Annotated in this window: 17 protein-coding genes and 2 tRNA genes; 5 read left to right on the top strand and 14 right to left on the bottom strand. The window is 70.5% G+C overall.

What is annotated here, in order from left to right; translation table 11 throughout:
- Positions 1 to 140: 140 nt before the first annotated feature.
- The 4 genes from ndk to ACFZAX_RS19870 all read right to left on the bottom strand — a co-directional run bounded on the left by ndk (position 141) and on the right by ACFZAX_RS19870 (position 5,306).
- Entirely contained in the window at positions 141 to 554 is a 414-nt protein-coding gene (gene ndk, locus ACFZAX_RS19885) for a nucleoside-diphosphate kinase (RefSeq protein ID WP_390963105.1), read from the bottom strand.
- 112 nt (positions 555 to 666) lie between these two features.
- Positions 667 to 1,023 (bottom strand): DUF4233 domain-containing protein, encoded by a 357-nt coding sequence (locus tag ACFZAX_RS19880; protein ID WP_390963104.1) that lies wholly within the window; start codon positions 1,021 to 1,023, stop codon positions 667 to 669.
- Positions 1,024 to 1,029: 6 nt separating this feature from the next.
- Positions 1,030 to 2,562, bottom strand: a complete 1,533-nt coding sequence (locus tag ACFZAX_RS19875) for a glutamate ligase domain-containing protein (protein ID WP_390963103.1) — start codon at positions 2,560 to 2,562, stop codon at positions 1,030 to 1,032.
- Positions 2,563 to 2,684: 122 nt separating this feature from the next.
- Positions 2,685 to 5,306, bottom strand: a complete 2,622-nt coding sequence (locus ACFZAX_RS19870) for a valine--tRNA ligase (protein ID WP_390963102.1) — start codon at positions 5,304 to 5,306, stop codon at positions 2,685 to 2,687.
- 136 nt (positions 5,307 to 5,442) lie between these two features.
- Between ACFZAX_RS19870 and ACFZAX_RS19865 the strand changes: the two genes are divergently transcribed.
- Positions 5,443 to 6,528 (top strand): hypothetical protein, encoded by a 1,086-nt coding sequence (locus tag ACFZAX_RS19865; RefSeq protein WP_390963101.1) that lies wholly within the window; start codon positions 5,443 to 5,445, stop codon positions 6,526 to 6,528.
- A gap of 112 nt (positions 6,529 to 6,640) precedes the next feature.
- Here the strand turns inward: ACFZAX_RS19865 and clpX are convergent, their stop codons facing one another.
- The 5 genes from clpX to ACFZAX_RS19840 all read right to left on the bottom strand — a co-directional run bounded on the left by clpX (position 6,641) and on the right by ACFZAX_RS19840 (position 11,475).
- On the bottom strand, positions 6,641 to 7,939 hold the full coding sequence (gene clpX / locus ACFZAX_RS19860; protein WP_327175817.1) for an ATP-dependent Clp protease ATP-binding subunit ClpX: 1,299 nt from the start codon (positions 7,937 to 7,939) through the stop codon (positions 6,641 to 6,643).
- A 157-nt stretch (positions 7,940 to 8,096) separates the two neighbouring features.
- On the bottom strand, positions 8,097 to 8,780 hold the full coding sequence (locus ACFZAX_RS19855; protein ID WP_390963309.1) for an ATP-dependent Clp protease proteolytic subunit: 684 nt from the start codon (positions 8,778 to 8,780) through the stop codon (positions 8,097 to 8,099).
- A gap of 91 nt (positions 8,781 to 8,871) precedes the next feature.
- Positions 8,872 to 9,477: an ATP-dependent Clp protease proteolytic subunit gene (locus ACFZAX_RS19850; RefSeq protein ID WP_030077754.1), complete on the bottom strand. Its 606-nt coding sequence runs from the start codon at positions 9,475 to 9,477 to the stop codon at positions 8,872 to 8,874.
- 390 nt (positions 9,478 to 9,867) lie between these two features.
- Positions 9,868 to 11,250, bottom strand: a complete 1,383-nt coding sequence (tig, locus tag ACFZAX_RS19845) for a trigger factor (protein WP_390963100.1) — start codon at positions 11,248 to 11,250, stop codon at positions 9,868 to 9,870.
- Positions 11,251 to 11,398: 148 nt separating this feature from the next.
- Positions 11,399 to 11,475, bottom strand: a tRNA-Pro gene (locus ACFZAX_RS19840).
- A gap of 224 nt (positions 11,476 to 11,699) precedes the next feature.
- Between ACFZAX_RS19840 and ACFZAX_RS19835 the strand changes: the two genes are divergently transcribed.
- A tRNA-Gly gene (locus tag ACFZAX_RS19835) sits at positions 11,700 to 11,773 on the top strand.
- Positions 11,774 to 11,960: 187 nt separating this feature from the next.
- On the opposite strand, the gene ACFZAX_RS19830 is transcribed toward ACFZAX_RS19835, so the two are convergent.
- On the bottom strand, positions 11,961 to 12,155 hold the full coding sequence (locus ACFZAX_RS19830) for a hypothetical protein (RefSeq protein ID WP_327175820.1): 195 nt from the start codon (positions 12,153 to 12,155) through the stop codon (positions 11,961 to 11,963).
- Positions 12,156 to 12,680: 525 nt separating this feature from the next.
- Between ACFZAX_RS19830 and ACFZAX_RS19825 the strand changes: the two genes are divergently transcribed.
- Entirely contained in the window at positions 12,681 to 13,859 is a 1,179-nt protein-coding gene (locus ACFZAX_RS19825; RefSeq protein WP_390963098.1) for an acyltransferase family protein, read from the top strand.
- Positions 13,860 to 14,411: 552 nt separating this feature from the next.
- On the opposite strand, the gene ACFZAX_RS19820 is transcribed toward ACFZAX_RS19825, so the two are convergent.
- From ACFZAX_RS19820 to ACFZAX_RS19810, 3 genes are all read right to left on the bottom strand, one after another.
- Positions 14,412 to 15,554: a SpoIIE family protein phosphatase gene (locus ACFZAX_RS19820; protein WP_390963097.1), complete on the bottom strand. Its 1,143-nt coding sequence runs from the start codon at positions 15,552 to 15,554 to the stop codon at positions 14,412 to 14,414.
- Between the two features lie 252 nt (positions 15,555 to 15,806).
- A complete protein-coding gene (locus tag ACFZAX_RS19815; protein ID WP_390963096.1) occupies positions 15,807 to 16,616 on the bottom strand; it encodes a DNA-formamidopyrimidine glycosylase family protein in 810 nt (269 codons plus the stop codon).
- 207 nt (positions 16,617 to 16,823) lie between these two features.
- Entirely contained in the window at positions 16,824 to 17,312 is a 489-nt protein-coding gene (locus ACFZAX_RS19810) for a ribose-5-phosphate isomerase (protein ID WP_390963095.1), read from the bottom strand.
- A gap of 145 nt (positions 17,313 to 17,457) precedes the next feature.
- Here ACFZAX_RS19810 and ACFZAX_RS19805 point away from each other — a divergent pair, with 145 nt between their 5' ends.
- Positions 17,458 to 18,936 carry an amino acid permease gene (locus ACFZAX_RS19805; RefSeq protein WP_390963093.1) on the top strand — a complete coding sequence of 493 codons (1,479 nt, stop codon included), beginning with the start codon at positions 17,458 to 17,460 and terminating at the stop codon, positions 18,934 to 18,936.
- A 74-nt stretch (positions 18,937 to 19,010) separates the two neighbouring features.
- Here the strand turns inward: ACFZAX_RS19805 and ACFZAX_RS19800 are convergent, their stop codons facing one another.
- Complete coding sequence (locus ACFZAX_RS19800) at positions 19,011 to 19,604, bottom strand: biotin transporter BioY (RefSeq protein WP_390963092.1); 594 nt, start codon at positions 19,602 to 19,604, stop codon at positions 19,011 to 19,013.
- A 288-nt stretch (positions 19,605 to 19,892) separates the two neighbouring features.
- Here ACFZAX_RS19800 and ACFZAX_RS19795 point away from each other — a divergent pair, with 288 nt between their 5' ends.
- Positions 19,893 to 21,314, top strand: a complete 1,422-nt coding sequence (locus ACFZAX_RS19795; protein ID WP_390963091.1) for an amino acid permease — start codon at positions 19,893 to 19,895, stop codon at positions 21,312 to 21,314.
- The last annotated feature ends 203 nt before the right edge of the window (positions 21,315 to 21,517 follow it).

Below are 21,517 nucleotides of genomic sequence, written 5' to 3'. Positions count from 1 at the left end.
CGGGTGGAACGACTACCCGTCCCACCCATGGTGACGTTACGTCGGTGGGATGCGTTCCCGCGAACGGTGTACGTATACCGAAGGGCGACCGAATTACTTCGGTCGCCCAGGGTCACCAGCGCTGTTTGGCCGATCGACCGTCAGGACAGACCCGGAAAGAACAGCTTCAGTTCCCGCTGCGCGGACTCCTCGGAGTCCGAGGCGTGGATGAGGTTCTCCCGGGTGATCGTCCCGAAGTCGCCGCGGACGGAACCGGGCGCGGCGGCGATCGGGTCGGTCGGGCCGGCCAGGGCGCGGACACCTTCGATGACCCGCTCGCCCTCGGCGACCAGGGCCACGACGGGGCCGGAGGCCATGAACTCCACGAGCGGCTCGTAGAACGGGCGGCCCTTGTGCTCGCCGTAGTGGGCTTCCAGCGTGTCCCCGTCGAGCGTACGCATCTCCAGGGCGGTGATCCGCCAGCCCGCCTTGCGCTCGATGCGGCCGACGATCTCACCGATCAGCCCACGCCGGACCGCGTCCGGCTTGAGGAGAACGAGGGTGCGCTGGGTCATGTCGTGCGGCTCCTTGAGGGTGGCGGGGTGCGGGAGAGCGAGATTACAGGGGCAGGCCCGGACCCCGACGAGCGGGGGTTACGCTGCGTCAAGCTCGGGGCTGAGTGAAGGGTCAGTTGGCGGCCGGGGCCGCGTCGGCCTCCAGGGCCGCCCAGCGGGCCTTCGCCTCGTCGATCTTCCGGCCGTAGTGCACCGACGCCCACCACAGGGCGGCGAAGGCGACACCGAGGATGTACATCACCGGGACGAAGAAGCCGCTCACCACGAGCGCGATCTGGAGCGCCCAGCCCAGTGCGACACCACCGGGGCGGGTGAGCATGCCGCAGAGCAGCACGGAGAGCAGCATGCCGATGCCGCACACGGTCCAGACGGTCGCCGCGGTCAGGTCGTTGGACTTCATCGCGACGAGCCCGGCGAAGCCGATCACGAAGAACTCGCCGATCAGTGTCGACGCGCAGAGGGTACGCACAGGGGGTCAGCCCCTTCCCAGGAGCAGCCGGGCCTCGCCGACCGTGATCACGGAACCGGTCACCAGCACGCCGGCGCCCGCGTATTCGTCCTCTTCCTCGGCGAGGGTGATCGCCGCCTCCAGCGCGTCGTCGAGGCGGGGCTCCACCTGGACGCGGTCGTCGCCGAAGACCTCGACCGCGACGGCGGCCAGGGCGTCGGCGTCCATCGCCCGGGCGCTGGAGTTCTGGGTGACGACGATCTCGGCGAAGATCGGCTCGAAGGCTTCGAGGAGCCCGCGCACGTCCTTGTCGTCGCTGGCGCCGACGACCCCGATGAGCCGGGAGAAGCTGAAGGCCTCGGAGATGCCCTCGGCGGTGGCCGCGGCGCCGGCCGGGTTGTGGGCGGCGTCCAGGACGACGGTCGGGCTGGAGCGGACGACCTCCAGACGGCCCGGCGAGCGGACCGAGGCGAAGGCGGTGCGGATCGCGTCGATGTCGAGCGAGCGGGTCTGCTCGCCGCCGATGCCGAAGAACGCCTCCACCGCGGCGAGCGCCACCGCCGCGTTGTGCGCCTGGTGGGCGCCGTACAGCGGGAGAAAGATGTCGGTGTACTCGGCGGCCGGGCCGCCGAGTCCGCGCAGGGTCAGCAGCTGGCCGCCGACCGCGATCTCCCGGGAGACGACGCCGAACTCCATGCCCTCGCGGGCCACCGTCGCGTCGGCCTCGACGGCCTTCTTGAGCATCACCTGCGCGGCGTCCACCGGCTGCTGGGCCAGCACGACCGTCGCGCCCTGCTTGATGATCCCGGACTTCTCCCCGGCGATCTCGGCGGGCGTGTTGCCGAGCCGGTCGGTGTGGTCGAGCGAGATCGGGGTGACGACCGCGACGCCTGCGTCGATCACGTTGGTGGCGTCCCAGGTGCCGCCCATGCCGACCTCGACCACGGCGACGTCGACCGGCGCGTCGGCGAAGGCCGCGTACGCCATGCCCGTCAGCACCTCGAAGAAGGAGAGGCGGTACGGCTGCTGGGCGTCGACCATCTCGACGTACGGCTTGACGTCCTGGTACGTCTCCACGAACCGCTCGGGGGCGATCGGGGAACCGTCCAGGCTGATCCGCTCGGTGATCGACTGGACGTGCGGCGAGGTGTAGCGGCCGGTGCGCAGGTCGAAGGCGTTGAACAGGGCCTCGATCATGCGGGCCGTGCTGGTCTTGCCGTTCGTCCCGGTGATGTGGACCGAGGGGTACGCGCGCTGGGGCTCGCCGAGCACGTCCATCAGGGCGGCGATCCGGGTGACGGAGGGTTCGAGTTTGGTCTCACCCCAGCGCCCGGCCAGCTCCTGCTCCACGGCGCGCAGCGCCTCGGCGGTCTCGGGGTCCTCGGGCGTGGCCGGGGGCGCGTCGGACACGGGCGGCCCGGACCGGGTGCGCAGGGTGCGGCTCCCGGCCTCGATCACCGCCAGGTCGGGGTCGCGCTGGGTTGCTTCGTCCACGATCTCCGAGAAGGTGTCGTCGGACTCTGACGCGTCGTGCCGGTCTGAAGGGCGGGGCTCACTCACGGGGCCCAGTCTACGGATCGCCGCGGACATCGCGCGCAGCGCCCGTACCGGGGGCCGGACCGCTGGTGTACGGCGAAGCCCCGCACCCGGGTCGTACGGGGTGCGGGACCTCGTCCGGGCCGTCAGCCCTGCGGCAGGTCGGCCAGCTGGGCGGTGATCCGCTCGATGTCGGCGTTCGCCTTGGCGAGCCGGGCGTGGATCTTCCCGACCACCTCGTCCGGTGCCTTGGCGAGGAAGGCCTCGTTGCCGAGCTTGGCGTTGGCCTGGGCCTTCTCCTTCTCGGCGGCGCCCAGGTCCTTCGTGAGGCGCTTGCGCTCGGCCTCGACGTCGATGGTCCCGGAGAGGTCGAGGGCGACCTGCGCACCGGCCACCGGCAGGGTGGCGGTGGCGTGGAAGCCCTCCTCCGCCGGCTGGAGGCGGAGCAGCTGGCGGATGGCCGCCTCGTGCGGGGCCAGCGCCGTACCGTCGAGGGTCAGCCGGGCCGGGACCTTCTGGCCGGCCTTGAGGCCCTGGTCGCCCTTGAAGCGGCGGACTTCGGTGACGACCTGCTGGACCAGCTCGATCTCGGCCTCGGCGGCCTCGTCGCGGAAGCCGGAGTCCTTCGGCCAGTCGGCGACGACGACGGACTCGCCACCGGTGAGGGTGGTCCAGAGCGTCTCGGTGACGAACGGCACGATCGGGTGGAGCAGCCGCAGCGTGACGTCGAGGACCTCGCCGAGGACCCGGCCGGAGACCTTGGCCTGCTCGCCGCCCGCGAAGAACGTGGTCTTGCTCAGCTCGACGTACCAGTCGAAGACCTCGTCCCACGCGAAGTGGTAGAGGGCGTCGGAGACCTTGGCGAACTCGAAGTCCTCGTAGAACCGGTCGACTTCGGCGACGGTCTTGTTGAGGCGGGACAGGACCCAGCGGTCGGTGGCGGTCATCGCGGCGGCGTCCGGCAGCGGGCCGTCGACCGTCGCGCCGTTCATCAGGGCGAAGCGGGTGGCGTTCCAGATCTTGTTGGCGAAGTTGCGGGACGCCTTGACCCAGTCCTCGCCGATCGGCACGTCGGCGCCGGGGTTGGCACCGTTGGCCAGGGTGAAGCGGACGGCGTCGGAGCCGTAGGCGTCCATCCAGGTCAGCGGGTCGACGGCGTTCGGGTTCGACTTCGACATCTTCTTGCCGAACTCGTCGCGGACCAGGCCGGTGAGGGCGACGGTCTTGAACGGGATCTCGCCGTCCATGGCGTAGAGGCCGAACATCATCATCCGGACGACCCAGAAGAAGATGATGTCGTGGCCGGTGAGCAGGACGTCGGTCGGATAGAACTTCTCGAGGTCCGGGGTCCGCTCCGGCCAGCCGAGCGTGGAGAACGGCCACAGACCGGAGGAGAACCAGGTGTCGAGGACGTCCTCGTCCTGCGTCCAGCCCTCGCCGGTGGGCGCCTCGTCGTCGGGGCCGAGGCAGACGACCTGGCCCTCGGGGCCGTACCAGACGGGGATGCGGTGGCCCCACCAGAGCTGGCGCGAGATGCACCAGTCGTTGAGGTTGTCGACCCAGTCGAAGTACCGCTTCTCCATCTCCTTGGGGTGCAGCGTGACCCGGTCGTCGCGGACCGCGTCGCCGGCGGCCCCGGCGAGCGTCTCGACCTTGACCCACCACTGGAGGGAGAGCCGCGGCTCGATGGTCGTCTTGCACCGGGAGCAGTGGCCGACGGAGTGGACGTACGGGCGCTTCTCGGCGACGACGCGGCCCTGCTCGCGCAGGGCGGCGACGATGGCGGAGCGCGCCTCGAAGCGGTCGAGGCCCTGGAAGGGGCCGGGCACGGTGATGACACCGCGCTCGTCCATGACCGTGAGCGACTCCAGGCCGTGGCGCTGGCCGATGGCGAAGTCGTTCGGGTCGTGCGCCGGGGTCACCTTGACCGCGCCGGTGCCGAACCCGGGGTCGACGTGGGTGTCCGCGACGACCGGGATGGTGCGGTCGGTGAGCGGGAGTTTGACGCGCTTGCCGATGAGGTGGGCGTAGCGCTCGTCGTCGGGGTGGACGGCGACGGCGGTGTCGCCGAGCATCGTCTCGACCCGGGTGGTGGCCACGACGAGGGTCTCGTCGCCCTCGCCGTACTTCAGGGAGACGAGCTCGCCGTCGTCGTCCTGGTAGTCGACCTCGATGTCCGAGATGGCCGTCAGACAGCGCGGGCACCAGTTGATGATGCGTTCGGCGCGGTAGATCAGCTCGTCGTCGTAGAGCCGCTTGAAGATCGTCTGGACGGCACGGGAGAGGCCCTCGTCCATGGTGAACCGCTCGCGCGACCAGTCGAGACCGGCGCCCAGGCGGCGGAGCTGGCCGAGGATGCGGCCGCCGTACTCTTCCTTCCACTGCCAGACGCGCTCGGTGAACGCCTCGCGGCCGATGTCGTGGCGCGACTTGCCCTCTTCGCCGAGCTGCTGCTCGACCTTGTTCTGGGTGGCGATGCCGGCGTGGTCCATGCCGGGCAGCCAGAGGGTCTCGAAGCCCTGCATCCGCTTGCGCCGGGTCAGCGCGTCCATCAGCGTGACCTGGAAGGCGTGGCCGAGGTGGAGGGCGCCGGTGACGTTCGGCGGCGGGATGACGATGGTGTACGGGGGCTTCTCGCTCGTGGCGTCCGCCGTGAAGTAACCGCGCTCCACCCAGCGCTCGTACAGCTTCCCCTCTACCTCGGCCGGCGCGTACTGGGTCGGCAGTTCGGGGTTGCTGGCGGTCGCGTGCGTTGAGTTCTCGGTCACGGGGACAGTTTAGGGCTGTCACCGTCGTGCCCCGAAACGGGTTTGTTCCGTAACGGTGTGCCTGCGGGTGTCCTGCTCCGGAGCCGCGTCCGCCAGGATGTTCGGAACGCATAAGCATTCTGGAGGGGACAGCGTCATGAGCAACGACCAGCCGGGGCCGTACGGCCATCAGCCCGGACCGTGCGGGCAGCAGCCGAACCCGTACGGACAACAGCAGCCGCCGCAGGGCGCACAGCCCGGCTACGGCTACCCCCAGCAGGCTCCCCAGGGTGTCCCGCCGCAGCAGCCCCCGGCTCCGCCCGCGCAGGGCTACGGCTACCCGCAGGGCCAGCAAGCCGGTCCGTACGGCCAGCAGCCCGGTCCGTACGGCCAGCAGCCCGGACCGTACGGCCAGCAGCCCGGACCGTACGGCCAGCAGCCCGGACCGTACGGCCAGCAGCCGGGCCCGTACGGCCAGCAGCCGCCCGCTCCCCCGTACGGCGGGCCTGGCGTCCCCGGGCAGCCGGGGGTGCCCCCGTTCGAACAGCCCAAGAAGAAGCGGACCGGCCTGATCGTGACGGCCGTCGTCGTGGTGCTGGCCGTCGTCGCGGGCGGCGCCTACCTGCTGACCTCGGGGTCCAACAGCGACGTCGCGGACTCCACCAAGGGGTACAAGATCACGCCGCCGGCCTCGGTGGACGACTACGAACAGGACACCACGGACGCCAAGCCGGGCGCCCCGATGACCGGCAAGGACAAGAGCGACGCCGAGGCCATCGGCATCAAGAACCCCAGCCAGGTCAGCACCACGTACGTGAGCGGCGACCTGGAGAAGAACCCGCTCACCACGAAGATGCTCCTCCTGGAGGGCAGCTGGGGCGAGATCGCCGATCCCGCGAAGGTCATCGACGCGTCGTTCGCGAGCGCCGCGAAGAAGGCGGAGCTCGGCAGCTCGAACGGGGGGTCGCTGGTCGGCAGTCCCGAGGAGGTCAAGCCGGCCGGTTTCAAGGGCGCCCTGATGAAGTGCCAGAACGCCAAGATGATCAACGACAAGGCCGACGGCACCGCCGCGAACGGCCCCAAGGAAATGACCATGCCGGTCTGCGTCTGGGCCGACTACAGCACGGTGGGCATCGTCATCGGCTTCGACGTCGGCGGCGCCATGACCAACAAGCCGATGAGCCAGGACGAGGCGGCGGCCCTCGCGGCGAAGCTCTACAACACCGGCCGCACCAAGATCTGATCGCATCGGAGAGTTCCGGGCCGCACGGAGAGACCCGGTCCGCACGACGCCCGAGGGGCCCGCTCGCACATGCTGTGCGGACGGGCCCCTCGGGCGTTGCTGCGGGCGGGAGTTACGCGGACTTCTCGTGCCGGCCGCCGTCGTTCTTGCCGATCGCGCGGGGCTCGCGCGGGACCAGCGTGGGGTTCACGTTGTTGCGGACCACGTCCGGGGTGATGACCACACGGGCCACGTCCTTGCGGGACGGGACCTCGTACATCACGGACTGGAGGACTTCCTCCATGATGGCGCGCAGGCCGCGGGCTCCGGTCTGCCGCAGGATCGCCTGGTCGGCGATGGCCTCCAGCGCCTCGCGCTCGAAGTCGAGCTCCACGCCGTCGAGTTCGAACAGCCGCTGGTACTGCTTCACCAGGGCGTTGCGCGGCTCGATGAGGATCTGGAGCAGCGCCTCGCGGTCCAGGTTGTGGACCGAGGTGAGGACGGGGAGGCGGCCGATGAACTCGGGGATCATGCCGAACTTGACCAGGTCCTCCGGCATGACCTCCTGGAACTGGTCGCTCGCCTGGATCTCCAGCTTGGACCGGATCGTCGCACCGAAGCCGATGCCCTTGGCGCCGGACCGGGACTCGATGATCTTCTCCAGCCCGGAGAAGGCGCCGCCCACGATGAACAGGACGTTCGTCGTGTCGATCTGGATGAACTCCTGGTGCGGGTGCTTGCGGCCGCCCTGCGGCGGCACCGAGGCGGTGGTGCCTTCCAGGATCTTCAGCAGCGCCTGCTGCACGCCCTCGCCCGAGACGTCTCGCGTGATCGACGGGTTCTCGCTCTTGCGGGCGACCTTGTCGATCTCGTCGATGTAGATGATCCCGGTCTCGGCCTTCTTGACGTCGTAGTCGGCCGCCTGGATCAGCTTGAGCAGGATGTTCTCGACGTCCTCGCCGACATAGCCGGCCTCCGTCAACGCCGTCGCGTCGGCGATGGCGAACGGGACGTTGAGCATGCGGGCCAGCGTCTGCGCCAGCAGCGTCTTGCCGGAGCCCGTGGGGCCCAGCAGGAGGATGTTCGACTTGGCCAGCTCGATCGCGTCGTCGCGACCCGAGCCACCGCCGTTCTCCCCGGCCTGGACCCGCTTGTAGTGGTTGTACACCGCGACGGAGAGGGCCTTCTTCGCGGGCTCCTGCCCGACGACGTACCCCTCCAGGAACTCGTAGATCTCGCGCGGCTTGGGAAGTTCTTCCCAGCGCACTTCCGAGGTCTCGGCGAGCTCCTCCTCGATGATCTCGTTGCAGAGATCGATGCACTCGTCGCAGATGTACACACCGGGTCCCGCGATGAGCTTCTTCACCTGCTTCTGGCTCTTTCCGCAGAACGAGCACTTGAGCAGGTCGCCGCCATCACCGATGCGTGCCACGAGGTGCTTCCCCTTCGCCTGGGAGACGCCTGGTTCAGCGACTCCTGGTGCCTCTCTTCGACGGTACCTTGCCTGGCCCCCCGTTCGGGCCCCCCTTGGCACGGTTCACACGGCCGGAGACCGGTCGGATGTGCGTGCCAAGGGGAAAAGACCGACGTCAGACCGCGGCTCCGGCCGAGGTCTTGCGGGTGGAGACGATCTGGTCCACCAGACCGTACGCCAGAGCTTCCTCGGCGGTAAGGATCTTGTCGCGCTCGATGTCCTCGCTGATCTTCTCCAGCGGCGTCGTCGAGTGCTTGGCCAGCATCTGTTCGAGCTGGGTGCGCATGCGCAGGATCTCGTTGGCGGCGATCTCCAGGTCGGAGAGCTGCTCACGGCCGGTCTGCGAGGACGGCTGGTGGATGAGCACCCGCGCGTGCGGCAGCGCCATGCGCTTGCCGGGGGTGCCGGCGGCCAGCAGGACGGCGGCGGCGGAGGCGGCCTGGCCCATGCAGACCGTCTGGATGTCCGGCTTCACGAACTGCATCGTGTCGTAGATCGCGGTGAGCGCGGTGAACGAGCCGCCGGGGCTGTTGATGTAGATCGAGATGTCGCGGTCCGGGTCCATCGACTCCAGGCACATCAGCTGCGCCATGACGTCGTTGGCCGAGGCGTCGTCGATCTGCACGCCGAGGAAGATGATGCGCTCCTCGAAGAGCTTCGCGTACGGGTCGTACTCGCGCACGCCCTGCGAGGTGCGCTCCACGAAGCGCGGCACGATGTAGCGGTTGTCCACCTGCGGGCCGGTGTAGAGGCCGCTCGCGGAGGCGCCGGGGAAGTTGTTCATGTGGGTGTTCACCATCCTGGTGGCGTTCTGTGGGCTGGTTTCTCGGCGCACGTTCTTGGCGTACGAGAGGTGTGTGCGGAAGCGGGGCCGTCCGGCGTGAGCCGGATCAGGCGCCGGTGCCGCCGCCGCCCGGGATGCCCGACGCGAACGTGATGATCTCGTCGATGAGGCCGTACTCCTTGGCCTCCTCCGCGGTGTACCAGCGGTCGCGGTCGCCGTCGCGGATGATCGTCTCCACGGTCTGGCCGGAGTGGCGGGCGGTGATCTCCGCCATCCGCGTCTTGGTGCGGAGCAGGTACTCGGCCTGGATCTTGATGTCCGAGGCGGTACCGCCGATGCCGGCCGAACCCTGGTGCATGAGGATGTCGGTGTTGGGGAGCGCGAAGCGCTTGCCCGCGGCGCCGCCGGTGAGCAGGAACTGGCCCATCGAGGCCGCCATGCCCATGCCGATGGTGACGACGTCGTTCGGGATGTACTGCATGGTGTCGTAGACGGCCATGCCGGCCGTCACGGAGCCACCGGGGCTGTTGATGTAGAGGTAGATGTCCTTGTCCGGGTCGGCGGCAAGGAGCAGCAGCTGTGCGGTGATCTTGTTGGCGATGTCATCGTCGACCTGCTGACCGAGGAAGATGATGCGCTCGCCGAGCAGTCGGCTGTAGACCTGGTCGCCGAGGCCACCACCGAGGGACGGCTCTCCGGCGGCGTAGGGCATCAGATTCGTCACGTATCCACCTGCTCGTCTCTGACGGCTCCGGCCGTCTCAGCGTCTTCGTACCGGGTGGGCCGGGACTCCCCGACCCTTCCTCTTCATGGACCCTAACGCGCAGGTTGAACAAGACCATCCCGCTTCCACAACTGTTCGCTGGGAGCGCAAGGTACGCAGTGCGCACAAGGGTTCTGAGGGTTCGTCGCGGACGCGCCGGAGCGGCCCGCGGACCCTCGTGCGGGAGCCTACGGGCCCCCGGCGGGGGCCGGACGGCCGGGGGGTCCGTGAGGGCGCTCCGGGGGAGCTGCCGGCCCGTCGTCGTCCCGGCCGCGGTACGACGACGGGCCCCGGACAGCGTGCGGCGTCCGGGGCCCGTCGTGCGGATCAGGGGGAGGCTCAGGCCTCCGGCTTCTCCTCGGCGGCAGCCTCGTCGGAGTCGGCGGTGGCGGCCTCGGCCGTCTCCTCCTCGTCGTCTTCCAGGTCGACGATCTCACCGTTGGTGTCGGTGACCTTCGCGGCCTCGACGACCAGCGCGAGCGCCTTGCCGCGGGCGACCTCGCCGACGAGCATCGGCACCTGGCCACCCTCGACGACGGCCTGGGCGAACTGGTCGGGGCTCATGCCGGAGGAAGCAGCGCGCCGCATGAGGTGCTCGGTGAGCTCCTCCTGGTTGACGTTCAGCTTCTCCTTGTTGACGATCTCGTCCAGCAGGAACTGGGTCTTGATGCCCTTGACGGCCTGCTCCGAGGTCTCGGCCTCGAACTCCTCGACGGTCTTGCCCTGGATCTCCAGGAACTTCGCCAGGTCGAGGCCCATCTGGCCGAGCTGGTGGTGCTCCAGGTTGTGCTTGCGGGTGTTGATCTCGTCCGCGAGCAGCTTCTCCGGGATCGGGACCTCGGCGAGCTTCAGCAGCTCCTCGAGGACGCGCTCCTGGGCCTGGGTGGCCTGGTCGTACTGCTTGGTGTTCTCCAGACGCTTGCGGCTGTCGGCGCGCAGCTCCTCCAGCGTGTCGAACTCGCTCGCCATCTGGGCGAACTCGTCGTCCAGCTCGGGCAGTTCGCGGGCGGCGACGGCGGTGACCTTGACGGTGACCTCCGCTTCCTTGCCCTCGGCCGAGCCGCCCTTCAGCTCGGAGGTGAAGGTGGTCTCGCCACCGGCCTCCAGGCCCTTGACGGCCTCGTCGATGCCGTCGAGGAGCTCGCCGGAACCGATGGTGTACGAGACACCGTCGGCCACGCCGTCCTCCAGGACCTCGCCCTCGACCTTGGCCTGCAGGTCGATCGTCACGACGTCGCCCTCGGCGGCGGCGCGCTCGACCGGGTTGGTGGAGGCGAAGCGCTCACGGAGCTGCTCCACGGCCTTCTCGATGTCCTCGTCGGAGACCTCGAGGGCGTCCACGGTGACCTCGATACCGGAGTAGTCCGGGATCTCGATCTCGGGGCGCACGTCCACCTCGGCGGTGAAGGAGAGCAGCTCGCCGTCCTTCAGCTCGGTGATGTCGACGTCGGGCTGGCCGAGAACGTTCAGCTCACCCTCGTTGACCGCCTCGGTGTAGAACTTCGGGAGGGCGTCGTTGACGGCCTCCTCCAGAACCGCACCGCGGCCGAACCGCTGGTCGATGACGCGGGCCGGGATCTTGCCCTTGCGGAAGCCCTTCACCGTGACCTGCTGGTTGATCTTCTTGTACGCCGCGTCGAGGCTGTCCTTGAGCTCCTCGAAGGGCACCTCGATGCTGAGCCGAACCCGGGTCGGGTTCAGGGTCTCCACGGCGCTCTTCACGGTTCGGTCTCCTTGGTGGCTGACTTCGGGGGGTCCCGCCCGCCGCCTGTCGGCGGCTTCGCGGATCGGCCCGGCTCATCAGACACACGGGCACGCAATTTGCATAGTAACGGCAAGGGGGAGGACTCCCCCAATGCGATCTTCCTGGTGGTCGGGGTGGCCGGATTCGAACCGACGACCTTCCGCTCCCAAAGCGGACGCGCTACCAAGCTGCGCCACACCCCGTCGGTGCGACACAGAGGGTACATGCAGAAAGGGCGCCCATCCGCCGCTTTCCGGCGGCCCAGCGGCGGACGGCCCGTCCCGGCCTCCGTCAGGAGGCGGGGCGCGCGGCACGGTCCGGCCGGCTCCGTCCCGGTGCGCCCCCGGATACGGGTGTGCGGGCACGGGCTCCGACCCGCTACGATGCTCTTCGTACCCGGGGCCGTTCACGGCGCCGGTGCGGCTATGCGGGCGTAGCTCAATGGTAGAGCCCTAGTCTTCCAAACTAGCTACGCGGGTTCGATTCCCGTCGCCCGCTCCATGACGAAGGCCCGATGCCGCGTCCCGTGATTCCACGGACGTCGCACCGGGCCTTCGGCGTACCCGGGGGGGGCGGCTCGCGGACGCGGCCACCCCGAGCGCGCTCGCGCCGCGCCGCCGGCCGTGGGGACGGCGGTCGGCGGCGCGGCGGTCTTCGAGCGCGGGGCGAGCGGTGGAGCGCTCGCGGCTCAGAAGCTGATCTGGTTGATCGTGTCGGCTATGGAGTTCATGAACCTGTTGATGGCGGGCGCCATGCCCGTCGACGCCAGGAAGAACCCGAAGAGGATCGCGACGATCGCAGGCCCGGCCTTGATGGATCCGCCGCGGATCAGCACCACCAGGATGATCGCCAACATCAGCACCACAGACAGTGAAATGGCCACGACTGCTCACACCCTCGGTCGGTCCGCCTTGCCGGCCCGGGGGCGTGCTCCGTCGCACGCCCTCCGTTCACTCCATCGTGCCATCAACTCCCGCGGCGGCGCCGCCGGGTGACGGAGTGACCTGGCTGATTCTCGCCATTCACGCCACCCGCGCACGCGGCGGCGTCCGGGTGCCCCGAGGGGCGGCGTCCGCGCCCCCGGCCGCGCGGGAGCGGCGCACGGCGGCCCCGGCCCGCCACGCCCGGCCGGGGAAACAGGCTCTCGCGCCGCCGGCAAGAATTCACTTTCTCCCCACGGGCCACGCGCATGTCACCGAGCCGGCGGACGGCGCGGCGACGGCGGGGAGGGAGCCGGGAAGAGTGCCGTAATTCACGCCCCTCCATCCCGGTGCGTTTTGTCCTGTTTAGTCGGTCATTTGACCGGCATAGCGGACATAACTCAGCTGTTTCGGCATCGAATTGGCGGGCAGACGCGAGGCTTCCGACGCGCTTCACGAAAAGCGAAAGACAGGCTTAGGTTTTTCGAATGCTTCCTGCTCCGAGCCGCACACAGAGGACCGCGCTCCCGCCGGCGACCCTGGACCCGGAGCCCGGCAGGAGATCCGCGGCGACCGCGACCGAAGCTCCCCCGGCGACGACGCCCGGAGTTCCCCCGGCGTCCTCGCCGTCCTCCCGCGGGGCCGGTCCGGCGGCCAAGAAGCGCGATCCCTACTTCGACAACGCGAAGTATCTGGCCATCGTGCTCGTCGCCGTGGCGCACTCCTGGGAACCGGTGATGGGCGGCAGCCGGGCGGCCCATGCGCTGTACATGGTCATCTATACGTTCCACATGCCCGCGTTCATCCTCGTGTCCGGCTACTTCTCCCGGTCGTTCGACGCGAGCCCGGCCCGGATGAAGCGGCTCGTCACCGGGGTCGCGGTCCCCTATGTGGTCTTCGAGACGGCCTACTCGCTGTTCAGGCGGTACGCGGGCGGAGAGCCGCACGCTCCCATCACCCTGCTGGACCCGCTCTTCCTCACCTGGTTCCTGGCCGCCCTGCTGATCTGGCGGCTGACCACCCCGCTCTGGCGGACGCTCCGCCACCCGCTCCCGGTCGCCCTCGCCATGGCCGCGCTCGCCTCGGTCTGCCCCGGCATCGGGGACGATCTGGACCTCCAGCGCGTCCTGCAGTTCCTGCCGTTCTTCGTCCTGGGCGTCATGGCCCGCCCCGAGCACTTCGTGTGGGTGCGCCGGCGCCGGGTGCGGCTGCTCTCGCTGCCGCTGTTCGCCGGGGCGCTGGTGTTCGCGTACGCAGTGGCCCCGCACATGCGGCTCGGCTGGTTCTACCGCAGCGACAGCGCCCAGGAACTGGGCGCGCCCTGGTGGTCCGGGGTGATGATGACCCTGCTGATGTTCGGCTGCGCCCTGCTGCTCACCGTCGGCTTCCTGTCCTGGGTGCCTTCCCGGACGACCTGGTTCACGGCGCTGGGCGCCGGGACCATCTGCGGTTACCTCCTGCACGGCTTCCTGATCAGGGGTGCCGAGTACGCGGGGCTGATCGACGAGAATGCGTGGCTCTCCGGCCCCGCGGGGCTGGTCGTCGTCTCCGTCCTCGCGGCTGCGGCCGTCACGCTGCTGTGCACCCCGCCGGTGCGCAGGGTGATGCGGTTCGCGACCGAGCCGGACATGGGCTGGGCCTTCCGCCGGAGCCCCGCCACCCGCTGATCCGGTCGGGCCGTCCCCCCGAAGGGTGAAGACCGGTGCCACCGCCCCTCCGGGCGGGCGGCGCCGGTCTTCGTCGTTCGCGGGCGGCGGGAGCTGTGGACCGCCCGGGCCCCGGTGCTGCCGGCCGGGTCCACGTTCGGGCCAGGGTTGGCCGAATTCATTCGGTCCGGAGGCGATTGATCGACATGGAGACCCGCACGTCGCCGCACCTGGGCCCATGTCCCGGTCGGCCGCCCCCGTACCCCCGGGCCCTCCCCTCCCGGGGCGGTACGGCAGCCAGGCCCGGCCCTCACCTCCGCATCCCCGTCCGGACGGCTTCCGGCCCGGTCGGAGGCCCGTCCGCTCGTGGGCGCCGCTCGCGCCGAGGCGCGAGCGGCGACGCCGGCACAGGAGATTATTTTGACTTCTTCTTTACCTTCTGTCTCGACTTGTCGACCTGTTGGAAGGATCGGGCTCATCGGGCATGCCGACACGCTCATGGCCGTGGGAGGCGCCATTCCGGCCGCCGCCCTGCTCGCCCTGGTACTGCTGCTCTTCCGCGGCGGGCGAGCCTCAGCCCCGGCGTGAGAGCAGCAGCAGGGCGCGGTCGTCGTTGACGTCCTTCGCGCACGCCTCGATCAGATGCCAGGCCGCGCCCTCGAAGCCGGTCGTGACGTACCGGTCGGCCTCGCCGGTCAGCCGGTCGATGCCGTCGGCGATGTCCCGGTCCGACGCCTCGACCAAGCCGTCGGTGAAGAGCATCAGCACGTCGCCCGAGGCCAGGGAGCCCTTGACCGCGTCGAAATCCGCTCCGTCGTAGACACCGAGCAGCGGGCCCTCGGCGGCCTTCTCCTCCCACTGTCCGGTCGCGGCGTTGAGCTGGAGGGCGGGCGGGTGGCCCGCCGAGAGGATCTCGTAGTCGCCGGACTCCAGGTCCAGCACCAGATGGATCGAGGTGGCGAACCCCTCGTCCCAGTCCTGGCGGAGCAGGTAGCCGTTGGCGGCGGGCAGGAACCCGTGCGGGGGCAGCGAGCCGAGGAGGCCGCCGAAGGCGCCGGAGAGCAGCAGGGCGCGGGAGCCGGCGTCCATGCCCTTGCCCGAGACGTCGGTGAGGACGACCTCCAGCGTGCTTCCGCCGTGGGTACGCGCCGCGACGACGAAGTCGCCCGAGAAGGACTGGCCGCCGGCGGGGCGCAGCGACATCTCGCAGTGCCAGCCCTTCGGCAGCCGGGGCAGCGCGCTCTGGACCCGGATGCGTTCGCGCAGGTCGAAGAGCATGGTGCCGCCGCGCCGCCAGGGCACTCCGACCCGGGCCCGGAACTGGGCGAGCACCAGCCCGAAGAAGCCGCAGGCGCCGACCACGAGCACGTTGCCGGGGGTGACGGTGACGTCCGCCGGGGAGGTGCCGAGGGTGAAGGACTCGACGATCAACGCGCCCGCCGCCACCGCGTACAGGGTGAGCAGGCTGGAGGGGCGGAGCAGCAGGCCGCCGGCGACGATCGGCAGGACCAGGGCGGTGGGCGAGAACCATTCCGGGTTCCACACCGTGGCCACCGTGAGGGCCGGGATCGTCAGCAGCAGGCCCGCGAAGGCTATCCAGTCGGACCCGTCACCGCGGAAGTAGTCGACCCCGGACCGGCGCAGCGCGATGCGGGCCCGGTGGGCCGTTCGCCGCCACCGGGCCACGTGCGCGTTCAGTCCGTCACGAGAGGCCATTGTCGGGACCTTATCGACCGAACGGCTCCCCGTGCAGGGGGACCCCGGTCGGCGGCGGTACGAGATGGCGTCGCCCCGCCGGTGGAGAGGCTGGTAGGCATGGCGTACGCCCCCGGAACCGGGCGGGCCGGAGCCTCCGGGACGGGCGCCCGGTGCGGCCTTCCGGGAACATGCTTTCGGTGGGGTGGAAGCGCGCGCACCGGGGTACGCGGCGCCCCCGGCGTACGCCCGGCACCGGGCTGGTTCGGCGCGTCAGCGCTGCTGGCAGGTGGGGCACCAGAAGAGGTTGCGGGCCGCCAGTTCGGCGGTGCGGACGTCGGTGCCGCAGATGTGGCAGGGGCGCCGGTCGCGCCGGTAGACGTAGACCTCGCCACCGTGGTCGTCGACGCGGGGCGGGCGGCCCATCGCCTCGGGCAGGTGCTCGGGACGGACGGTGTCGATCCGGTTGTTCCGTACGCCCTCGCGCATCAGCAGGACGAGGTCGGCCCAGATCGTGTCCCACTCGGCGCGGGTGAGGTCCTTGCCGGGGCGGTACGGGTCGATGCCGTGGCGGAAGAGGACCTCGGCGCGGTAGACGTTGCCGACGCCGGAGACCACCTTCTGGTCCATCAACAGGGCGGCGACGGTGATCCGGCTGCGGGAGATCCGCTGCCAGGCGCGGGTGCCGTCCTCGTCGGTGCGCAGCGGGTCCGGGCCGAGGCGCTCGTGTATCGCCAGCTTCTCGGGCTCGGTCACCAGGGCGCAGGTGGTGGGGCCGCGCAGATCGGCGTACTGGTCCTCGCCCAGCAGCCGGAGACGGACCGTGCCGGAGGGCGGCGGGGCCGGGGCCGTACCGAAGCCGAGCTTCCCGAAGAGGCCGAGGTGGATGTGGACCCAGCCGGTGGCGCCGAAGCCGAGGAAGAGGTGCTTGCCGTGGGCGTCGACGTCGTCGAGCACCTGGCCGTCGAGGAGCGCGGCGCCGGCGGCGAACTTGCCCTGCGGGCTGCTGACGCGCACGGGCCGCCCGGCGAACCGCTCGCGGTGGTCGGCGGCGAGGCGGTGGATGGTGTGTCCCTCGGGCACGGGCGGCTTCTCCTGACGGGCGGAAACGGGCACGGAAAACGGACGCGCAGGACGGGCGGCGCGGAAAACGGACGCGCAGGACGGGCGGCGCGCGGAAGGCGGACGCGCAGGACGGGCGGCGCGCGGGAGGCGGCGGAAACGGACGTGCCGCCAGGGCTTGGCGGCCTGGCGGCACGGTGGGTGGTCGGGCGGGTGCGGCCCGGGGAGTCAGCCCTGCTGCGGGTGGTGGGCGGGGATCGGCGGGAGCGCGCCGGTGTCCTCGTACGCCGCGAGCATCTCGATGCGCCGGGTGTGGCGCTCCTCGTTCGAGTACGGCGTGTTCAGGAAGATCTCGACGAACTTGGTGGACTCCTCCTGGGAGTGCATCCGGCCGCCGATGGCCACCACGTTGGCGTCGTTGTGCTCGCGACCGAGGGCGGCGGTCTGCTCGCTCCAGGCCAGCGCCGCACGGACGCCCTTGACCTTGTTGGCGGCGATCTGCTCGCCGTTGCCGGAGCCGCCGATCACGATGCCGAGGCTGTCCGGGTCCGCGGCCGTCTTCTCGGCGGCGCGGAGGCAGAACGGCGGGTAGTCGTCCTGGGCGTCATAGATGTGGGGTCCACAGTCCACGGCCTCGTGGCCGTGGGCCGTCAGCCACTCGACGAGGTGGTTCTTGAGTTCGTAGCCGGCATGGTCCGATCCGAGGTACACGCGCATGCCGGAAAGTGTGGCACGGACGCGGCAGGGTAGCCGTCAGCGGGGTCGGAGCCCTTCGCGGGGTGGCGGCCGGATCGTCACCGGAACCGCCGCGGAGGCAGGGGCGGTTCCTCGCGGTCCGCCCGGACCACGTGAGGAGTCATCCATGACCTCGGGGACGACGGTGACGGAGCCGGGCGGCGAGCCGGAAGGCGGAGCCGCCGGGACCAGAGATGCGGGCGGACCGGGCGGCAGCGGTGGCGCGGGCGGACCGGGCGGCGAGCTGAAGGCCGGGCTCAAGAACCGGCACCTCTCGATGATCGCCATCGGCGGGGTGATCGGCGCGGGCCTCTTCGTGGGTTCCGGCGCGGGCATCGCCGCGGCCGGTCCCGCGATCCTTGTCTCGTACGCCCTGGTCGGCACGATGGTGGTGCTGGTGATGCGGATGCTCGGCGAGATGGCGGCCGCGCGGCCCAGCTCGGGTTCCTTCTCCGCCTACGCCGACCAGGCGCTCGGGCGCTGGGCGGGGTTCTCCATCGGCTGGCTGTACTGGTTCTTCTGGGTGGTCGTGCTCGCCGTGGAGGCCACGGCGGGCGCCGCGATCCTGGAGAGCTGGGTGCCGACCGTACCGCAGTGGGGGTGGGCGCTGATCGTGATGTCCGTGCTGACCGCCACGAACCTGATCTCGGTCGGCAGTTACGGCGAGTTCGAGTTCTGGTTCGCCGGGATCAAGGTCGTCGCCATCGGCGCCTTCGTGATCGTCGGGCTGCTCGCGGTCTTCGGGGTACTGCCCGGTTCCGACAACCCGGGTTCCGGGTTCGCCCATCTCACCGACAGCGGCGGCTTCCTGCCGAAGGGGCCGGGGGCGATCCTGACCGGGGTGCTGATGGTGGTCTTCTCCTTCATGGGCAGCGAGATCGTCACGCTCGCCGCCGGTGAGTCCTCGGACCCCCGGCGCGCCGTCTCGAAGGCGACCAACAGCGTCATCTGGCGGATCGCCGTCTTCTACCTGGGCTCGATCTTCGTGGTGCTGACGCTGCTGCCGTGGAACGACCCGTCGATCGTGGACAAGGGCAGTTACGTCGCCGCGCTCGACTCCATCGGCATCCCGCACGCCGGGCAGGTGATGGACGTCATCGTGCTGACGGCCGTGCTGTCCTGCCTCAACTCCGGCCTCTACACGGCCTCCCGGATGGCCTACTCGCTCGGCGGTCGTGGCGACGCGCCCCGCGCCTTCACCCGGGTGAACAAGCGGGGCGTCCCGCAGGTGGCGATCCTCTCCTCGGTGGTCTTCGGCTTCGTGGCGGTCTTCTTCAACTACCGGTGGCCGGACACCGTCTTCGCCTTCCTGCTGAACTCCTCGGGAGCGGTGGCGCTCTTCGTCTGGCTCGTCATCTGCTTCACCCAGCTGCGGATGCGCCCCATGATCGAGCGCGAGTCGCCCGGGAAGCCGGTCGTGCGGATGTGGCTCTTCCCGTATCTGACCTGGGCGACGATCGCGATGATCTCTTTCGTCCTGGTCTACATGCTGACCGACGACGCGGGCCGCGAGCAGGTGCTGCTCTCCCTGCTGGTCGCGGCTGCGGTGGTCGCGGTGTCGCTGGTACGGGACCGGCGCGGACGCCGGGCGCCGGTGCGGGACTGACGCCCGTACGCGGACAGCGCGGAAGGCCCGCCGGAACGCGTCCGGCGGGCCTTTCGGGGTCGTACGGGAAGGGCTCAGGCGCGGCGGCCGAGGAGCTTCCAGGAGGCGGGCAGCGCGCCCATCGCCAGCAGAGCCTTCACGGCGTCGCCGATGAGGAAGGGCGTCAGACCGGCCGCGACGGCCGCGCTCGCCGACATGCCGGTGGAGAGGGCGAGGTACGGGACGCCGACGGCGTAGGTGACGGCGGAGCCGACCACCATGGTGCCTGCAGTACGCAGCACGGAGCGGTCCCCGCCCCGGCGGGCGAGGGCGCCGACGACGGTGGCGGCGAGCAGCATGCCGAGGACGTAGCCGAAGGTGGCGCCGCCCGCACCGGAGGTGCCGCCGGAGAACCACGGCACACCGGCCATGCCGACGATCGCGTACAGCGCCAGCGAGAGGAAGCCGCGGCGGGCGCCCAGCGCGGTGCCGATGAGGAGCGCGGCGAAGGTCTGGCCGGTGACGGGGACCGGGGAGCCGGGGATCGGGACCGATATCTGCGCGGCGAGACCGGTGAGGGCCGCGCCGCCCATGACGAGGGCCGTGTCGACGGCGGCGCGGTGCCGGACCGCGGGCAGCAGGTCGGCGAGGACCACTCCGGTACGGACGGGGGCGGCAGCAGTGCTCATCGGGACTCCGCGGGTGAGGGTGGGCGGGACGGACGGGAGGGCTGGAGCCGAAAAGGCGAGCCTGCGGGTGACGTTAGCCGAAGGGCCTGCCGTTGATCACCGTGTGTCGCCCACAAAGGGCCGGGCCATGACGTGGTGAGGTTCGCACAAAGGCGCCAGGGTAACCGCGCCTCGGCGTGAGCCTCATCACTCCCGCACGTCCAGCACAGACACGTTTTCCGGCAGCGTCTCGCTCCGTGAGACGCTGTAGGTTCCCCACTAAATCGACTCAGAGCGGCCTCACCCCCCATGCGCGACGCACCACCCCCCGCCCCCGCCGGGCCCCTCTCCCACGGACTCGAGCAACGGCATCTGACGATGCTCGGCCTCGGCGGGGTGATCGGGGCGGGGCTGTTCGTCGGTTCGGGCGCCGGGATCGCCGTCGCGGGACCGGCCATCATCGTGTCCTACCTGATCGCGGGCGCCCTGGCGATGCTGGTGATGCGGATGCTCGGGGAGATGTCGGCGGCGATGCCCGCCTCGGGCTCCTTCTCCGTCCACGCGGAGCGCGCGCTCGGGCGCTGGGCCGGGTTCAGCGTGGGCTGGCTCTACTGGTTCCTGCTGGTGGTGGTGCTGGCCGTGGAGGCGACGGCGGCGGGGCAGATCGCGCACGGCTGGGTGCCGGCGGTCGAGCCGTGGGCGTGGGTGCTGCTCTTCATGGTGGTCTTCACCACCGCCAACCTCACCGCGGTGAGGAACTTCGGCGAGTTCGAGTTCTGGTTCGCCGCGCTGAAGGTCTGCGCGATCGTCGCCTTCCTGGTGCTGGGCACGCTCGCCGTCTTCGGGGTGCTGCCGGACACCGGTCCGGTGGGCCTGACCAACCTCACGGGCCGGGGCGGATTCCTGCCGAACGGCTGGAGCGGGGTGGTGTCCGGGGTGCTGACGGTGGTCTTCGCCTTCGGCGGCCTGGAGGTCCTCACCATCGCCGCCGCCGAGACCGACGATCCGGCGCGCGCGGTGGGGCGGGCGGTGCGCAGCGCGGTGGTGCGCATCCTCTTCTTCTACGTCGGTTCGATGCTGGTCATCGTGACGGTGCTGCCGTGGACCGCGCAGCAGGCGGGGCTGAGCCCGTACGTGAAGATGCTGGACTCGATCGGGGTGCCTTCCGCCGGGCAGATCATGAACGTCGTGATCTTCGTGGCGCTGCTCTCCGCGCTCAACGCGAACCTCTACGGCTCCTCGCGGATGATCTTCTCGCTGGCCGAGCGGGGCGAGGCGCCGCGCGGGCTGCTGAAGGTGTCGGGGCGGACGGAGCGCGGCGGCGGGGTGCCGCGCCGGGCGGTGCTCGCCTCGGTGGCCTTCGGCTTCGTCTCGGTACTCCTCAATCTGCGGTGGCCGGACACGGTCTTCCTGTACCTGCTCAACTCGGTCGGGGCGGTGCTGCTGTTCGTCTGGGCGCTGATCGCCCTCTCCCAGCTGCGGCTGCGCCCCCGCATCGACCGGGAGGCCGCCGCGCGCGGGCCGGAGCGGGGGCCGGTGCTGCGGATGTGGTGCTTCCCGTATCTGACCTGGCTGACGCTGGCGGCACTGTTCGCGGTGCTCGTGCTGATGCTCGCCGACGACTCCGCGCGCGGGCAGGTGCTGTGGTCGGCGGGGGCGACGGCGCTGGTGCTCCTGGTCGCGTGGGTACGCGGGTTCGCGGGGCGGCGAAGCGGGTCGGCGGGGCGCTGACCGGGCTCGACGACGGTCCGGCGGGGCCGCCGGGTGTGCGCGGTGTGCGAATCCGGTGACCGCATTGCGGACACATATGCCCGATGGGTGGTTCATCCGCTCAGATGGAGATGTCCCCCGGGCCGCCACCCCCGCGCCAGGAAACTCACTGGTCAGCGGCCCGACCGCCCTCACGGATCCGCCCCGGGCGGTGTCCGCCGACC

The organism is Streptomyces sp. NPDC008125 (assembly GCF_042957125.1).
GTDB lineage: Bacteria > Actinomycetota > Actinomycetes > Streptomycetales > Streptomycetaceae > Streptomyces.
Note: the sequence above shows the minus strand (reverse complement) of the source record. Positions and strands in the feature narration are given on the sequence as shown.

Excerpts from the sequence above, each read along its gene's own strand:
- ndk (WP_390963105.1), bottom strand. The coding sequence starts at position 554 with ATGACCCAGCGCACCCTCGTTCTCCTCAAGCCGGACGCGGTCCGGCGT.
- ACFZAX_RS19865 (WP_390963101.1), top strand. The coding sequence starts at position 5,443 with ATGAGCAACGACCAGCCGGGGCCGTACGGCCATCAGCCCGGACCGTGC.
- ACFZAX_RS19855 (WP_390963309.1), bottom strand. The coding sequence starts at position 8,780 with ATGGTGAACACCCACATGAACAACTTCCCCGGCGCCTCCGCGAGCGGC.
- ACFZAX_RS19850 (WP_030077754.1), bottom strand. The coding sequence starts at position 9,477 with ATGCCCTACGCCGCCGGAGAGCCGTCCCTCGGTGGTGGCCTCGGCGAC.
- ACFZAX_RS19825 (WP_390963098.1), top strand. The coding sequence starts at position 12,681 with ATGCTTCCTGCTCCGAGCCGCACACAGAGGACCGCGCTCCCGCCGGCG.
- ACFZAX_RS19820 (WP_390963097.1), bottom strand. The coding sequence starts at position 15,554 with ATGGCCTCTCGTGACGGACTGAACGCGCACGTGGCCCGGTGGCGGCGA.
- ACFZAX_RS19810 (WP_390963095.1), bottom strand. The coding sequence starts at position 17,312 with ATGCGCGTGTACCTCGGATCGGACCATGCCGGCTACGAACTCAAGAAC.
- ACFZAX_RS19805 (WP_390963093.1), top strand. The coding sequence starts at position 17,458 with ATGACCTCGGGGACGACGGTGACGGAGCCGGGCGGCGAGCCGGAAGGC.
- ACFZAX_RS19800 (WP_390963092.1), bottom strand. The coding sequence starts at position 19,604 with ATGAGCACTGCTGCCGCCCCCGTCCGTACCGGAGTGGTCCTCGCCGAC.
- ACFZAX_RS19795 (WP_390963091.1), top strand. The coding sequence starts at position 19,893 with ATGCGCGACGCACCACCCCCCGCCCCCGCCGGGCCCCTCTCCCACGGA.